Origin of the sequence: Mangrovimonas xylaniphaga, from assembly GCF_001280435.1 — a bacterium.
Taxonomy (GTDB): Bacteria; Bacteroidota; Bacteroidia; order Flavobacteriales; family Flavobacteriaceae; genus Mangrovimonas_A; species Mangrovimonas_A xylaniphaga.
Map to the genome: position 1 here is coordinate 1,717,808 of NZ_LBIP01000013.1, position 17,671 is coordinate 1,735,478.

Consider the following 17,671-nt stretch of genomic DNA (forward strand, 5'->3'; position numbering starts at 1 on the left):
TTTTAAAATTTAACATTTACACCCATGGCCCAAATTCGTGGGATTGGATAGGTTCCTCGGTCAATTCCTGTATCAGAAAAAGAACCGGCAGATATTTCAGGATCGTAACCTGAATAGTCGGTAAACGTAAAGGCATTTTTAACCTGTGCATAGAGACGCACACTGCTCAAACCAGTTTGGTCGTATACGGATTGAGGAAGTGTGTACCCCAATTGGATGTTTTTCACTCTGAAATAGCTTCCGTCTTCAATATATCTGTCTGAAGCCCTACGGTTGTTATTGGTGTCTACAAAAGTTACTCTAGGCTCGCTATTGCTTGTACCTTCTCCCGTCCATCTATCCAACGTGGCAGCAAATCTGTTGGTGTAGTTTAGGTTTCTTTCATAGGCACGATAAATATCGTTGCCTACGGAAGCAAACGTGGACACGTTGAAGTCTATGTTTTTAAAGTTGAAGGACAAGTTCCATCCAATAGTAAAATCAGGGAAAGGGTCTCCAATTTTTGTACGGTCGCTATCGTTGATAACACCGTCTCCATTAACATCTTTATAGCGGATATCTCCAGGTTGTGCACCATCTTGAGTAGCATGAGCATCAACTTCTGATTGGTTTTGGAAAATTCCGTCTGTTTGGTAGCCAAAGAAATACCATGGGGTAAAGCCTTCTTCAAAGCGGGTGATGTTTGTATAAGGAATACCGTAACCAGATCCCCATATAAACTTACTGTCATTGCTAACTTCTTCTACATTGGTGCTTACCGTTGTAAAGTTTACGCTAGTACTAAAGGAGAAGTTTTCTGAAAAGCTATTGTTATAACCCAAGGAAAGGTCAACCCCGTTGGTTTTGGACTTTCCAATATTGGCAGGCGGTGCCGTGATTGAACCCAAATATAGGGAAGGCGTAGGGTCAAAAAGTAAATCGTCGGTAGTTTTTTGATAGTAATCCGCAGTAAGGGATAATGAGTTATTGAACACTCTTAAATCAAAACCGGCATTGATCTGTATTTGTTTTTCCCAGGATACATCCTCATTTGGAATGGTTCCTAAAGTGGCACCACTAATGATATTTCCATCAAACACATATTTTGGGAACGTAGAGATTCTTGAAAATTGGTTAGGGATATTGTCACTTCCTACGGTACCATAACTACCTCTAATTTTTAGGTAGTCGAAAGTGTTGGAACTGTAAAAGTCTTCGTTTGAAATAACCCAACCAAGGGATCCTGAAGGGAAAAATCCGAACTTGTTGTTCTTTCCAAATACGGTGGAACCATCCACACGCCCTGTGAAAGATAACAGGTATTTTCCTTTATAGTCGTAATTGACACGTCCAAAATAAGATAGGTTACGTTTTACATATTGCCAAGAACTTGAGGTCTGTGATTCGGCATCCCCTGTAGCTGAACTAACATCGGCGTAGGTCCATGAATTGAATGGAATATCCTGTGCATTGGCAGTGATGTTTTCGCCTTTGTCACGTTGAAGTGACATTCCCAGAACGGTTTCAAAATTGTGGTTTTCATTAATCATGAAATTGTAGTTCGCGAACAGTTCATAGGTATAATTGAAGTAATTAGTCTTGGACTCGCTTACTCTGTTATGTGTTCTAGTTTCTTCACCTGTTTCTGCATCCACTGTTACAATTGGGGATAAATCTGGATTTGCATTTGTTGCGTTATGTCCAACCCCGTAGAATACAAAAGGAGAGAAATTTTTGTTGTAAATATCTACATAGGTATAACCTAAGCGAGAGGTTACTTTTAAGTTGTCCAAAAGATCATACTGCAATTCAATTTTACCAAAAAGTTTGTTGGTATTACTTTCATTAAAGGTGTTTGCAATTTGAGCTAGTGGGTTTACGATTTCCTGAGTAATGGTGTTACTGATGCTGTAGTCGCCATTTTCATTGTATACAGGAACGGTGGGGTCAAAGTTCAAAGCATTGGCTAGTACACTGTTCACACTGTTTTCTGCCAGCCCCTTACCTTTTATATTGGTGTAATTGGTGTTTAGAAGAAGTTTGAATTTGTCCGAAAGGTCGGCATTCAATCTATTGGCCAAGGTCAATCTGTCAAAAAACGATTTGTCACCACCGCCTACAACACCTTCTTGACTTAAATATCCTGCAGAAACATAGTAATCTACTTTTTCCCCACCTCCTGCGGCAGAAATGTTGTAGGTTTCAATTGGAGCTGTGCGAAGCACTTCATCCTGCCAATTGGTGCCTACCCCAAATTGGGAAATATCCGGAAATATAATGCCCTCTCCTGCATTGGCACTGGCTTCATTTAGAATTGCCGCATATTCACTGGCATTAAGGACGTCAATGGTTTTGGTAACTTCTTGAACTCCATAATACGAATCGAAGTTAAAGGTGGTTTTGCCATATTTGGATCCAGATTTAGTGGTTACTACAATAACCCCATTTCCTCCTTTTACTCCGTAGATGGCAGCCAAGGCAGCATCTTTAAGCACGCTAATGGAAGCGACATCGGAAGGGTTAAGGGAGTTTAAATCCGCCAAAGTTTGCTGAATACCATCGATAACTACCAAAGGACTGCTTCCGCTGTTGGAAACAACTCCTCTAATGGCTATTGCGGGACCCGCTCCAGGAGAGCCACTGGAAATAATATTGACACCAGCAGCATTGGATTGAAGGGCTTCTTCAACTCGAACTGGCTTGAGTTGCTCTACCGCTTCTTCTTTTACTGTGGCTACAGAACCAGATACCTTGCTCAGTTTTTGGGTTCCGTATCCTACCACTACCACCTCATCTAGAGTTTCGGTGTCTACCTGAAGTATGACATTAAGAGTTGTGCTTTCTGTAATGACAATTTCTTGGGTTTGGTAACCTACATAGGAGAACACCAAAATGGAATTGATAGGGACATTTTCCAAAAGGAAATTACCGTCAAAATCTGTGGTTACTCCTTTACTGGTATTCTTAATAATGATATTGACACCTGGTAACGGTAGGGCGTCTGTGTCAGATACCGTTCCAGTAACATTGCCATTCTGGGAGAATGCCAATGTCGACACTAAAAGGAAAAGTGTCGTTGAAATAAGTTTTGAAATCATAGAATTAGCTTTTAGTAAGGTAAACTTATTATAATACAGTGTGAAATCCTTAAAATAGACCACAACAAAAAACATACAATTTAAAAATGTTGGTGTTTTTATGAGAATATGACAATAAAGTCCTTGTGTATAAAGGCTTTTAGGTAGAGTGTTTTTGTTGCGAAAACGTTTTCTAGATGCTGAAAATCAGTCTGTGTAGTGGTAATGTATAGGTGATTTTAAGCTTTGTATAGGCTCTATATTTCCAAAATGTAATTTGTTAAGCTAGCTTCGTGAGGTAAATCCATTTTTTTTCGAAGTCTGTAACGCTTTACTTCCACGCTTTTTGCAGAAATATTTAACAAGGGTGCAATTTCTTTGGATGAAAGGTTGAGCCTTAAATAAGCGCAAAGTTTTAAATCGTTAGGAGTAAGGGATGGATGTTTGTCTTTGATCTTGTTTAAAAAGTCTTTGTCAGCATTGTTAAATGCTTCCTCGAAGAATTTCCAATCCTCCTTATTGTTGAGGTTTTTGTCAATAATACGAATAACCGATTTAATGCTCTTGTCTTCTTTTGAATTTTTGAGTTCGTTTTTAATGCCATTCAAGAATTCGTTTTTCTTGATGAGGCTCATAGTGGAGATAGCCAATTCCCGATTTTTGTTTTCAATATCCTGCTGTAGCTTTTCATTTTGAAACTGCATGAGTTGCTGTTCATTTTCAAGCTCTTTCAATTCAAGTTCATGTTCCGCCTCTTTCAGCAGTTTGTGTTGTTGCTTTTTGTAGTAGTTCCTATAAACGTTATGAAGTAGTAAAGACAGTAAAATAAGACAAATAGCATAAAATCCCCAAGCTAAATTTGATAAATACCAAGGTCTGCCAATCGTAAATTTGTAGCTAGCTACATTATCCGTTAGTGTATCCCCTACCTTGCCTCTCACTTTAAAAATATATGTGCCATATGGTAGGTTTTTAAATAGTTCAGAGGAAGATTCACTCCATGGACTCCAATGATCATAGAAACCTTCTAATTGATACTGGTATTCGGGCTTTAGGTATTTGTCAAATTCAGGGATACTAAAGGTGAATTCAAGGTTGTTCTGCTTGTTTTTGAATTCCCCTGTTTGTGTTTTGTCTGCAAAAAAGATATCTGAGTCTAAGGATTGGTTGCTTACCGTGTTTAAAGAAATTTCATATTGTTTTGTGGAAATTTTGTCTAGATCTAAAATGGTGTAGCCTGTTGATGACCCAAATAAGTAGTTGTTTTGGTTGATATAACTTATATTTTCATAGCCGGTCATTCCTTTTCTTAAGGTATTTGGAAAGGCAATTTTTGTGAGTTTGGGATGACCGCTGAAATTCCTCTCAGAAAGGAAACTAATATCTTCCTTTGAGAATCCCCAAAGGGTGTTGGTAAGTTTTTCAGAGATTAATTTTCCTGAAGTATAGGATTCTTCATCAAACATTTGGCTTAAAATGGTGTCTTTTATAAAGGTTTTATTTTCTGGGGTATACGCAAATATTCCCTTTTTATATGCATACAAAATCTCTCCGTTGTACTTAACGAGACTTGAATTGATGCCCTGTTCAATAGGAACTTTTTCGACGTTGAGAACTTTTGTGTAATCTTTGTCTGTGGTAATTTTATAAACCCCTTTGTACTCGTGATCCACAAAAAACTCATTGGTGCCCAAAACTTCAAAGAACTTAGTGGAATTGTTGAAACCTTCAATTTTATTTTTAAAGGTCCATTCGCCATTTACTTTTTGGAGTACGTTGATGCCGTTATAATTTCCTTGAAATAATAAGTTGTTATGATTTGGGACAGGTTTAAGATCCCAAGTACCATCGATAGGAATTTTTAAGGAGGCTTTGTAGCCTTCAACTATGAAGGTGCCAATGTTATGTCCGCAAAAGAGTGAGTTGTCATGGGTAACCAAACACCAAACTTGACCTTTGGTACCTTCAACAAAAGTGAATTCCTCTGAAGAATTTAAAGGCTTTGCAAATAGTCCTTGGTTGGTGCCCAAATATAGCAGACCCTTAAAAATGGCCGAAGCATAAACAGTTCCTAAGGTGCCATTTTCGTCTTTGTAAATACGAAATGGAGAGGTAATATTTACGCAATTGATACCATTGTCCAATCCTAGCCAGATATTCTGTTCCATATCCTCAAACATGGAAAGCACGGTGTTGTTGCTTAAGCCATTTTGCTGATTTATAATGTAATTGGCTTCTCCGTCTTTGGTTAAATGAATAATTCCTTTGGAAATGGTTCCAAGGGCAAAACTCCCATCCTGTAATTGAATGCTGCTATAGACACTTACTTTGGAGAGTAGGTCTTTAGCCGGAATATCCCATTGTTTGGTTGTCCCATTTTCTATAACATAAAAACCATTGTCTTGGGTTTCCGCTAAAAGCATATTTTTATGAAAATAAACATTAACGACAACATTCTGGGTCATTACAGGATCGCCTGATAATACTTTTGATTGACCATTTTCAATCTTGCAAATTCCCAAACCAATGTCTTGGTAATAAATGCTATTGTCTACTTTGTACATTTTGGTTACGGCTACCTTAGATTCAATTACATTGAATTCAGAAGTTGTCATGTCGTAAACATAAATCCTGTTAAGGGATTGAAAGAGAATCCAGTTGTCTATTGCTAGAATTTTCCAAAACTGTTCGTCCTCAATTAAAGGAGTGGAAAGGTCTTTAGAAAGTGATGTGTACTCCAAAGCTCCCAATGAATTTTTTTGCCAGTATCCAAACTCCATATAACAGCCAGTGTAAATCACATCGTTAATGACCTTTACTGAGCGAATCACTGTTTCGTTTGGAGAGGCATATAAACGCCATTTGGCACCATCAAACTCTAAAAGGCCTTTGTTATTGGCTACATAAATGGTTTTGTTGGAAGTTTGTGAAATGCCCCAGTTTTGGTTTTCTGCACCGTATTGTGTGGGAGTATAAATTTCAATGGGAGGCAGCTCTTGGCCTACCAAATTCAATATACAACAGAGTGCAAAAAGAGGGATGAGATATAATTTCACAATTGGCAATTCCTTGATGTTAATATACAATAATACAAATTAAATAATGTCGATTTTTAAGGAATCCATAAAAAAAGCCATATCCTTTTGATAGTGATATGGCTTTCAAATTAACATTTAAACAAATGAACTACTCGGTAACTGGGGTGAACCTAATGGCGGTTCCTCCACCAGCAGCCCAGTTCAATTCTAAAGTGGGGTTTCGGTCCACTGTTTTAGTAGTTATGTTAATTGGGTAGGGATTACTTTTGTAATTGGCGCCTTCGCCGTCCTCATAAATTTGAGCTGTATAAGAAGTGTTTTCATCTAAAAAGGTCAAGGGAACCTGTAGTTGGCGAGCGTCCGCATTGGTAATGGCTCCTAAATACCAATCTAGGCTATTCCAATCCTTGCGAGCCATAGTGACGTACTTGCCAATTTCGGCATTTGGCACCACAGTTTCTGACCAAATTTCAGGGATGTCCTTTATAAATTGAAACGCTGGTTTGCCTTCGTAATTTTCCGGTAGGTCTGATGCCATTTGCAGCGGGCTGAACATAGTAACGTACAAAGCCAATTGTTTTGCAAGGGTAGTTGGTACCATGGCTTTGTTTGGAGTTTCGTAACTGAAGTCGAAGTTTCCGGGAGTAAAGTCCATGGGGCCGGATAACATTCTTGTGAATGGTAGAATGGTGGTGTGCTCCGGAGGATTGCCTCCATCAGAAGACCAAGCATTGTACTCTTGGCCTCTTCCGCCTTCTTGGGTCATCAAGTTGGGGTAGGTGCGTTGTAACCCCGTGCCTTTGACAGGTTCATGGTTGTCGATCATGATATGGTATTTGGCAGCGGTTTCAATTACTTTTCGGTAGTGACGCACGCCATACTGGCCATCGTGCCATTCCTTCTTATCCAAATATTTGTTGACATAACCTGTTTTTACCGCATTCACACCAATCCTGTTGTAAAGTTTGAAGGCGTCCTCCAATTGGTCTTCATAATGTTTGGCAGCTCCTGCGGTTTCGTGGTGCCCAATCAAGCGCACATTGTTCATGGCTGCATATTCACCTATGGCTTCAATATCAAAGTCGGGGTAAGGCTGTGTAAAGCTGAATGCTCTTCCATCGGCAGTCCAGTCGCCATCCCAGCCTACATTCCAACCTTCCACTAAAACGCCATCCAAACTATGCTTCGCAGCAAAGTCGATGTATTTTTTAGTATTTTCGGTGGTGGCACCGTGCTTGTCTCCTTGTCCCCAAGAATATTTATCCAAATGCATTCCCCACCAAATGCCAATATATTTGGAAGGTTTGATCCAAGACAAATCCTCAATTTTAGAAGGTTCGTTAAGGTTGAGCATTAAAGTTGACGTTACCAAATCGCCAGGTTGATCGCCAATAATTAAGGTTCTCCATGGCGTTTCAAAAGGAGTTTGGGCGTAGACTTTTACACCATTGGCCCAAGGCACCAAATCACTTTCATATTGATTGTCTTTGGATTTCACTAAGGTCATCGAAGCAAAGTCTGTTAAGTTAGCTTCGTGAAGTGCCAAATACAGTCCGTCCTTGGTTTCGAATGTTGCAGGGGTGTTGATAGTATCAGTGGTGTTCATGGGGCTTTTTTTATACAGACTTTCGTAGTAGCTGTTTTCTGCATGAACAGGAATCCACCATACATCATAGTTTTGTGGAAAGGTAAACTGAGTCAATTCGTTTGAGATTTTTACACTGTCCATATGTTCTTGCTTTGGAAAGGCATATCTAAACCCAAGTCCATTATCAAACAAACGGAATTTTAAGTCCATCAAACGTTGCTCTCCATCAGTTTCTTTAAGGTGTACCACCAATTCGTTGTGATGATCCCTTATGGTTTTAAATTCACCCCAAGGTTGCTCCCAAGAGGTGTCGGTGTTATGCTCTTCACTGCCTATGACTTCAAAACCATCGGTCATGTCTTTTAGGTCTTCAAATTCAAATCCCAATAAGGAAGGCTCCAAAACAGAGGCTCCGTTATGAGATACCTTGTATTGTGGCGCTCCTGATTCGGTGAGGCTAAACTCTAATGTGGTTGTTTGGTCTGGAGAGCTAAGCTTGTAGGTTGGTTGCTCTTTGGCGCAGGACACAATGAGCGCGCAGCTGCAGAGGGTGAGGCCAAATGTATAGAGGTAATTTTTCATGGTGATATATTGAGTGGTTATTTAGTCTTCAATTGCCTGTAGCAGTGCAAGGGCATCATCCACCTGCAAAGCCACGAAATAATAGAATACTTGATCCAATTGTTTTTGTATGTTGGTATTGTTGGCATGCGCCTTTCTAAGGGTATACAGCTGATATATGCTGCTGAATACATTAGGAAGGTTTTGAACCTCTGCAAAGGATTTTATGCTTTCCAAAGAACTGTATCCAAATTCCTGAGTGGGTTCCAGCATGGTGCCTTCTCCAAAATCGTTCCAAGTTATTAACTGCAAATATTCAGCATTAGAGCCAGTAGCTAAAGATAAGGTTTCAGTTAAGGTTGCTCCACTATTATGATCTATGCTCCAACCGATGCCTGCTTCGGCACCGCCTTCTTCGTAAAAATCGTCAAAGCCGGGGTAGGCGCTTCCGAAGGCTAAGTCAAGATTTGGGAATTGGTTGTTGTAAAAATTGGTGAGATGGGTATTGTCTTCATATACCCAAGAAAACTCGCCTTGGGCATTATCGCCAGCCTCTGCCGATTCATACCACAGCGTCAAAAAGCTAGGTTTAGGGCTCAAAACACTAAAGGTTTCTGTCCATTGTTCTGGAGTCGTCAAGGTAATGGGGCCAAAATTGAGCAACAGGGGTTTGTTGTTTATTTGAATGTAGGCATTGTCGTTAAAGTAGTTACTTTGCATATAACTCATATCCGACTTGGCAGCGCTCTCTATAGTTGGTGCCATTCCTTGGTCTACAATAGCTTGTAAAAAGCGGTCTTCATACACTATGGCGTAGCCAATGCCTACTTCATCCAAAACATCTATTAGGGCTTCGGTGTTGTCGCGAATCATCCTGTAGTCATTTACATCATATCGACCATACCAATCTATTAAAACGCCATCAATACCGGCATACTTCATCAATAGCAAATGGTATTCTATGACATCTTTATCACCTGAGTGGTAAGGACCAATCAACGGATAGAAATGCGAGGCAATTTCCCGTTTTCCTGTCCCATCCACATTGTTTGGGTTTTTGTTGGCCATGGTCCAATGGTAGCCCCATTGGTTATTGCCGCTGCTCTCGTTGGTCTCAAACCAAGGCATATAATGCATGTACACTTTGGTGCTATTGATTTTGCTAACAGCTACGGGATCTAGTACTTCTACTTCTGGGGTAGGATCAGGATTATCGCTTCCGCCATCGTCGGAACCACAGCCCAAAATGGACACGAAGAGCATTGCGCAAACTGTTTTTAAACTTTTGGAAGTTATCATTGTTATAAAATTAATCGATAAAGAGTTGACCTCCTAAGAACTAATTCAAATATCTTAGAAGGCCAACATGAAAACAACTTAATACCCTGGGTTTTGAGTTAGATTAGTATTGGTACTGAGTACCGTTGCAGGTATTGGGAAAATGGCTCTATAAGGCTCGGTGGATCCTTTTTCCCACCAAGGCTCAAAGAACGTTCCAAAACGGATGGTATCTGTACGTCGTTTTCCTTCAAATATAAATTCTCTTAAACTCTCTTGGTTGATGAACTGTAGGTCGATCATGTCTGGCATGTCTGTACCTGCTCTTTCGGTAATTTGGGTCAAGAACGGTATGGCACCATCTGGATTCCCTAAACGCACATAACATTCGGCTTGCATTATCAGGATTTCGGCATAGCGAATGATTACCAAATCATGGTCGCGTTCCCACTGCTCCCCGGCTTTGGTTTCGTATTTAAACAGGCGGCCTCCTTCATTTTCCTGTGCATCTGCAAGACTGCTGATCTCTTCTGTATAGGTTAATGGCGATCCGTTGTCCATCATAATTACCGAGTTGGTTGCTACGTTGATTTGATCCCCAATAAGGATGGCATCTATTCGCATATCATTTTCAGCAAAAGAAGAATATACTCCCGGTTGGGCCGACATTCCGTTGGCAGACCAAGGAAAATCATTTCCTGAAGCCGAAACCGTTAAACGGTGCAAATAGTGTAGGGACATGGAGTTCATGTAGTTGCCGATAGTTCCTGCATCATTGTCATAAGGAATGGCGAAAATGGTTTCACTGGAGTTTTCATTTTCTGTCAAGAAATTGGCGAAATAATCAGGTTCCAAAGTGTATCCAGAGATGTTTTGGCACATGTTGATGCAGTCCTGCCATCTTGGAGTTCCTACAAAAGCTTCGGAGTTTAAATACAACCTTGCTAATAGGGCATAAGCTACATTTTTAGTGAATTTAGAATACACAATTTCCGATTTCAGATAAGGTAAGGATTCTAACAATTCAGCCTCTACAAAGTTGTATACTTCCTGACGTGATGAGTTGGAAGGTAAGCCCGTATCTTCAAAGTCGGTTACAATTGGCACATTTCCAAACATGTCCAACAACATGTAGTAGTAATAGGCTCTCACCGATCTCAATTCGGCATAGATAGGGGTCTTTTCAGCTTCCGTCAAACCAGATTGGTCTACTTGATAGATGATGGAATTCACCTTAGCAATTCCTGCATAGCAATAGCGCCATGCCGAAAGGATGATGCCGTCCTCTGCCAACCATGTGTGGTTTTGGGCGCGTTGGTACACCCCGCCATCGTACCAGTTGGTTCCTCGGGTTGGGATGGTAGCCTCGTCTGACACTACTTCGTTAAGAAAGAATACAAACTCACTGCCAGGGAAGGCATTGGAGATTTCGTCGCTAAAGCCTCTTAGGGACGAATAGGCGCCCCCAACAAGGGCATCTATTTCATCTGGGGTGGTCCCAAAGTTGTTGTCTTCTACGCGGTCGTACAGATCCTCGTCCAAATCGGTACAGGATACCGTCACAAACAAACTGCTTAGTAGTACTGCAAATATTTTAAATTTCATTGTCTTCATATTTTCTAATTACTATCGCTCTATTAATTACCTAGTGTTAAGTTAAGACCCAAAGAAATGGTGGTTGGTCTTGGGTAATTATTAAATCTGTCAATTCCAGGATTTGCCAATCCGCTCATGTCAATTTCAGGATCTACACCTTCGTAGCCTGTAAATACAGCCAAGTTTTCTCCCAATAGGTATACACGCAATTTAGAGTTGGATTTCTCAAACGGAATGGTGTAACCCAAGCTCATAGACTGTAATCTGAAGAAAGAAGCATCCTCAATCCAGTAGCTAGAGTAGGTAGGAGAAGGTTCATTAATGCCGCTGTCTAAATATCCGTCTGGTACATTATAGGCAGGCAAACGATTTGGGTTGTACAATACCATATTGGTAGCGTTCAATACTTCTTGCCCGAACATTCCGTAACCTGTAATGGCAAAGTCGAAATTGGAGTAGGTGAAGTTCATGGCCAATCCCATAGATAGGTCCGGTTGAATGTTTCCTATGTCTGTTTTTTCTTCGCTCAGGATGAAGTTCCCATTTTCATCCAAACCAGAACTTTCATATCCCCAAAAGGTTCCTACAGGATAACCCTCGGCAATGATTTGAGAGAATTGGTTGGACAATCCTGACAAGCCGTGAAGCGATCCACTGTAAATCACATCGGTTTCATAAGTTTGGTTGGATAGCTTTTCTATCTTTTGTTTGTTATGTGCCATGGTAAGGTTGGCATCCCAAGTAAACTTATCGGTGTTGATGATGTTGGCGTTTAAGCTCAACTCAATCCCCTTGTTGGAAAGTTCCCCCACGTTAGCCAACATGGTTCCCACCAAATAAGGCGGCTGAGGTACTTCGTAAGTATACAATAGGTCTTTAGTGTATTTGTTGTACCATTCAATAGTACCGTTCAAGAAGTTGAACAAACTAAAGTCCAAACCAATGTTGAACTGCTCAGTAGTTTCCCACTTTAAGTCTGGATTTGGGTTTTGTGTTGGTGAATAGGCTAAACTCCAATCGCCGGTTGCAGGGTCGTAGTAAGAATCGTTTCCTGCACCCAAAATAGAAAGGGATTTGTACTCGCCAATTCCATCTTGGTTACCGGTTACCCCATATCCAGCACGAAGTTTTAGGTTGGTCAACCAGCTGGAATCTTCTAAAAATGCTTCGTTGGAAATTCTCCAAGCTACTGACGCTGAAGGGAAGGTTCCCCATTTGTTGTTTTTACCAAAGCGACTTGATCCATCCTCTCTAATAGTTGCGGTAAGCATAAAGCGGCTGTTGAAGCTATAGTTGGCTCTTGCAAAGAAAGATACCAAACGCGATTTTCCTTTATAGGAGTACACATCACCAATGCGGTAGTTGGTTCCCGCGCCAAGGTTGTTGTAGCCAAAAGCATTGGTTACAAAACCACTACGTTGTGCTCCAAAACCTTCGTATACATTTTCAAGGAAGGAATAACCACCCATTAAGTTCAGGTTATTCTTTCCAAATTCCTTGGTGTAGTTTAAGTAGGTCTCCAACTGCATGTTGGTGTATTCCCCATAGGTTTTTTGGGCATAACCGTTTTCGGTAATCCCTTCCAAAATAGCATAAGAAGGCTTGTATGTATTTCCTGTGCTTGCATTATGCTCGTAAGAAAGGTTTAATACGGCCTTAAGGTCTGTGCAAAGGTCGGCCTCTGTTTTAAAGTATCCCAACAGGCGGTTACGCTTGCTGTCTGCGGTACGGTTGGTCAAGATTTCCACAGGGTTTTCGTATAAGGTTCCGTCTACAGAAGTGAAATTCCCGTTTTCGTCATATACTGGGATGGTTGGATTTAAGTTGAAGGCACGCTCGAAAATGCGGTAATCCAATGGATTCCATTTGTCAACCGTAGCAAACATTCCTGCATCGAATTTTAACTTCTTGTCCATAGCATATTGGTAAATGCTCAAGTTTCCACTCAAACGCTCCAATCCGGTAGTTTTAATGATCCCTTTATTGTCCAAATAGGATACCGATGCTCTCAAACCATTGTATTCAGCTCCAGAAGCTAAGCTTACGGTATGCGACATGGTTGCTGAGGTTGTCTGGAGTTCTTCCTGCCAATCGGTGTCTCCACCGTAGTCGATAGCACCCGTAACATTATTGTCACGTACATATTGACGCCATTGGTTGGCCGAAAGCATGTCTAGGTTGTTGCTGGCATAGCTTATCCCAGTATACCCATTATAAGTCACATTGAAACCAGATTTTTGACTCTTTGTGGTAATGATGATGACTCCGTTGGCTCCTCTAGATCCATAAATGGCGGTAGCCGAAGCATCCTTAAGAACGTCTATGGTTTTGATGTCGTTTGGTTGTACGGTGTTGATGTCTACCCCCGGAATCCCATCTACTACCACCAACGGATTGTTGCTGGCCGTTAAGGAGGTACCTCCTCTAAGGCGTAGCGACGCCCCGCTACTTGGATCTCCTGTACCTTGTATTACGGTTAAACCCGCTACCTTCCCTTGTAGCACCTGCTCTGTAGAAGAAATCACTCCTTTTTCAAGCTCGTCTGCCGATACGGTAGAAATAGCTCCGGTAAGGTCCGATTTTCTCATAGTACCATAACCAACGGCTACCAGTTCTACAGCGTCCAAGGCATAGGCATCTTCCTGAAGGGTCACCTGCAAAGGCATGGCCGTATTGGCGGTAATGTTAATGGTTTGTGTGGCATATCCTAAATAGGAAATTTGAATGTCATTGCCGGTGGTCACTTGTAAGCTGAACTTTCCATCAAAGTCTGCTGTGGTTCCATTGGTGGTTCCCACCTCCAAGATCGTGGCACCGGCCAATTCTAATCCGTTGTTGTCAAATATGGTTCCTGTTACCAAAAGCTTTTCTTGGGCATAGGCTGTCATAGACAGGCAACACAGGAGCAATAGAGCAAACAACGCCTTAAAAGTCCTGAATGGATTTGGACTTTTGTGTATGTTTTTAAGTGTCATTCTAATCGATGTTTTAAAGTGATAGTATTAGTTAGTCTAGTGTTTTCAATGGAAGGGTAGTGTCAATTATGGTGTTGCCCTGGTTGTCCACTACCAATACCTGAATTTCGGTAAGGTTAGGAATGCCCTGTAATAGGGTAGGCAAATCGATAAACCCTTTGATCTCGTCCATATTGCCCGAGAATTCACCATTGATTTCCGTACTGCCCGCTGTAATCGTATAGATCAAGGTATTGATACCTGTTTCGTTATTGATACGGGAAATTTGTAGAAAGTCCTTTTGACTGATCTGCAACGGAAAGAATCTAAACTCTGGTGGTGGTGGCGGAATATATTCAGCGGCATAGATTACCAGTTCAGGGGAAGTGCCTGCCCAGTCGTCCTTTACAAACAAAAAGGTAATATTCTCCATGATAAAGCCTTCTGGAATATCATTATAGTACTCTGAAGGAATCAAGTCCATTTTGTAAAAGCCGTCCCCCATGTCTTTCAACTTGGTCTTTTCCACAATCTCTGGGAGCCACGATTGGTATTCTTGTAAAATGGCCCAAGTGTTCATTCCCGAGTGTATATGTACGCTAGTAGCGTCTGCAAAACCATCTACTAAATTGGAATTGAACAGGATGCTCAAACCTCCATCCAAGGTTGCTTCGGTTGGGTAGGAACGCATCATTTCATCTGCCGTAAAGAAGGAGTCTATTGGCGTGTAGGGCATATTGGCCACTTCGGTTTGTTTGCTTCCTGTAAGGTCTTTTAAACGGAACCAAAAGCCCGCGCTACCCGCAATGTCTTCGGCACTCATAGAAAAGTACTCGGTAGGAGTTAAGGTAAAGCTCCATACAAAATTGCCCTCATAACTAAGGTGTGCAAACTCAGAGGAGTTTTCCCAGTTGCCTGCATCGGGTTCGCTAGGCGACCAGATCCAGATGTATACATCTTCGTTTTCGGCAAAGGTGGTACCTGAAAGGTCAAAGTACCAAGTGACTTCCTCGCTATATTGGTACACTACCGGGTAGGACCACATAGAGCCTACCGAGCCTACCAACTCCTGAGCCTGTGTCAGGTTGGGGATGAGGTACAGTGCCATTAATAAGGTATATAATAGTTTCTTCATTAGTGTTAGATTAGTTGTTAGCCATTAAGTTGAATACATAGGATACAAATGGAGTTCCGCCCGAAGTGCGCACCAAAGTAATTTGCATTTGTGCGTTGGTACCAGGTACCGCTGTAAGCTGTAGCACATCGGTAAGGTTGGTGTGGGCCGCATCGCTATACAGATGGATCAGGATTGGATTGGCAGTGGTAGGCTGAAAAGGCGTGCTCAACTCATAGTACCCACTGGCAGCAAACAAAGGCGGCACATTGCCCATCACCTCATAGGTAGTAGGCTGGTTGTCGCCATCTACATTAAAGGTAATTTGGAAGGTGTCATAATTGAACCAAGTGCTCAAGTTTTGTTCGTTGGGGGAGATGTTGGTGGCCTTGGCCACTTCGTCCACCATTTTTAGGTTCATCAAGTTCCATTGGCCCGCGATTTTTTCGTACACGGTAATGGGGGCTACATAACTCCCATCATCGGATTTGTTGCATCCAAAAAATGCCAAGAAACCAATGATCATTAGAAACCGAATGTTAGTGTATTTCATAAAAAAAGTAATTGGTGATTGTTAGACTTGTACCACTCCTAAAAAGCGATGGTCTAAATTATCTGTTAAGAAATCCTTAAAAAAAAGATTGAGTTAAAATCAAAGTGTTTCAAGACGGAAAATTCTCCTAAAACGTTGTAGTATATGGGTTTATTGAAATTGGTAAATGGAAAAAATCAAGATGATATTAAGAAAAATCAAAGTGTTTTTTGCTGAAAATAATGTGGATTTCATAATATAAAAGGCATGTTTTTTGCTAATTCGCAAATAAAGCTCTTTTAATTCGTTTAAAAATAATGCCGCTAATCATTTATTGTCAATTTGACAATAAGCACTTGTTTTTTGCTTTGAAATGTGAGAAGTAATGCATGTGTGTTTTTATGGAATAGGCACTACAAATTGTATGCGTATATGCCTAGGAGTAGTTGTGTAGTTATGGTTAGTCTAAAATTAGGATTTGGAAGGAGTAATTTATGTTTTGTTTTATTCAATGTGATTGTATTGTGGGATAAATACAGTTTTTTAACAAAAATATTGAGTTTTATTTTATTTGTAAGTTAAATCGTATATATTTGAGATAATGATGACGACATAAATAAGCTTCTTAATAGCTACTATTTTATATATAGGTTGGTGTGAATAGAAAATTTTAATGTTGGGTGAATTTGTACATCTAGAATTTTAAGTGTACGAAAACTAAAATGGATCTATAAATAACCAGTTAGCAACCATAAAAACAAACAACTAGTGTATGAAACACATTTACATTCTAACTTTAGCCTTTTTGGGTCTTTTTATTTTCACCGGTAAGATGCAGGCGCAATCAATTATTGATTTTAATTCAACGGCAGATTTAACCACCAATTTCAATCCTAGTTCTACCACAACGGTTAGCAATGGGAGTTCAAGTGGTATTTCTAATTCAGGAGCTGTAAATTTTAGCGGAAGTACCAATGGTAATTGGACTTTAAAAGAAGGATTCCCAGTAGCATTAAATGCCGATTATAAAGTGTCTGCTTATGTTAAGATTGAAGGTAATGCCGGCCGTGGTGGTATAGGTTTTGCCGTAAACAGTGCTAACACAGCCAATACCTATGGGCATCCTGCTAAAACCTTGGGTTTTGCGTTCCATGGTGGAGGTGGGGATCTTATCAATAATGCATCTGCTTCTGCAGTAAATTGGCCGCCAGATTTAGTGTTGGGTAATTGGTATTACATGGAGTTGACCGTATCATACATTAGTGCCAATACATTTTCTATCGACTTTAATATCTATAACAGCGATGCTGAGGGGAATTTGGGAGCGTTGAAAACAAACCATAAATTCTCTCAGGTAACAAATGCCGATTTAGGAGGAGCCACTATCTTGTATCCTTATTTTTGTCATGACGGCTATAGATTATCTGAGTTGGATAATTTCTATTATGCAACATTTAATAACGCGTTGGGTGTAGAAGATTATGATATGCTGTCTAGGAATATTTCCATCTACCCAAACCCTTCTTCCGATTACATTAAAGTTTCCAATTTAAGCAATAGGGAGGATTATAGTATTTATGATATTTTAGGTAAAAAAGTATTGAGTGGTACTGTTTCAAAAAGTGAGGCTATTAATATTCAAAACATACCAAACGGTCTGTATTTTGTACAATTTGAAAATAATAATAAACTAACGTTGAAATTTATAAAGGAATAAACTACCTACTAAAACTTGCCAGCTTGTTATGTGTAGATTAGCAGTTAGGTATACATCGTAATGTTTGTACTGAGCTGCTTTTTTTATGTCTTATTGGGTTTGAATTTGATGAAGTTTACCTTAACCGTTGAGTATTTTTAACTCTTTCTGGATAACAATGCTAATGAGTTAATCCTAGTCAATTTCAAGTGTATGTAAGTGCTTTCTAAAGTCGATGGTTTGTAGTATTTTTAGTAT

9 protein-coding genes are annotated in these 17,671 nt (G+C 40.3%); 1 reads left to right on the top strand and 8 read right to left on the bottom strand.

Translation table 11 applies throughout. The features are described from left to right. Window positions 1-2 precede the first annotated feature (2 nt). From ZA06_RS07570 to ZA06_RS07605, 8 genes are all read right to left on the bottom strand, one after another. Entirely contained in the window at window positions 3-3,077 is a 3,075-nt protein-coding gene (locus tag ZA06_RS07570; RefSeq protein WP_053977101.1) for a SusC/RagA family TonB-linked outer membrane protein, read from the bottom strand. Window positions 3,078-3,313: 236 nt separating this feature from the next. Continuing rightward, window positions 3,314-6,142: a helix-turn-helix and ligand-binding sensor domain-containing protein gene (locus ZA06_RS07575; RefSeq protein ID WP_240472222.1), complete on the bottom strand. Its 2,829-nt coding sequence runs from the start codon at window positions 6,140-6,142 to the stop codon at window positions 3,314-3,316. A gap of 100 nt (window positions 6,143-6,242) precedes the next feature. Then, window positions 6,243-8,264, bottom strand: coding sequence for a glycoside hydrolase family 97 protein (locus tag ZA06_RS07580; RefSeq protein WP_053976760.1), 2,022 nt, complete (start codon window positions 8,262-8,264; stop codon window positions 6,243-6,245). A 21-nt stretch (window positions 8,265-8,285) separates the two neighbouring features. Next, window positions 8,286-9,542 (bottom strand): glycoside hydrolase family 71/99-like protein, encoded by a 1,257-nt coding sequence (locus ZA06_RS07585; RefSeq protein WP_053976761.1) that lies wholly within the window; start codon window positions 9,540-9,542, stop codon window positions 8,286-8,288. A gap of 78 nt (window positions 9,543-9,620) precedes the next feature. After that, the gene (locus ZA06_RS07590) at window positions 9,621-11,126 is read right to left on the bottom strand and encodes a RagB/SusD family nutrient uptake outer membrane protein (protein ID WP_053976762.1); all 1,506 of its coding nucleotides are present in this window, start codon (window positions 11,124-11,126) and stop codon (window positions 9,621-9,623) included. Between the two features lie 32 nt (window positions 11,127-11,158). Then, window positions 11,159-14,092, bottom strand: coding sequence for a SusC/RagA family TonB-linked outer membrane protein (locus tag ZA06_RS07595; protein WP_053976763.1), 2,934 nt, complete (start codon window positions 14,090-14,092; stop codon window positions 11,159-11,161). Between the two features lie 31 nt (window positions 14,093-14,123). Beyond that, on the bottom strand, window positions 14,124-15,206 hold the full coding sequence (locus ZA06_RS07600; RefSeq protein ID WP_053976764.1) for a hypothetical protein: 1,083 nt from the start codon (window positions 15,204-15,206) through the stop codon (window positions 14,124-14,126). 10 nt (window positions 15,207-15,216) lie between these two features. Then, window positions 15,217-15,738: a DUF5004 domain-containing protein gene (locus ZA06_RS07605; protein ID WP_053976765.1), complete on the bottom strand. Its 522-nt coding sequence runs from the start codon at window positions 15,736-15,738 to the stop codon at window positions 15,217-15,219. Window positions 15,739-16,489: 751 nt separating this feature from the next. On the opposite strand from ZA06_RS07605, the gene ZA06_RS07610 reads away from it, so the two are divergent. Next, complete coding sequence (locus tag ZA06_RS07610) at window positions 16,490-17,434, top strand: T9SS type A sorting domain-containing protein (protein ID WP_082331956.1); 945 nt, start codon at window positions 16,490-16,492, stop codon at window positions 17,432-17,434. The last annotated feature ends 237 nt before the right edge of the window (window positions 17,435-17,671 follow it).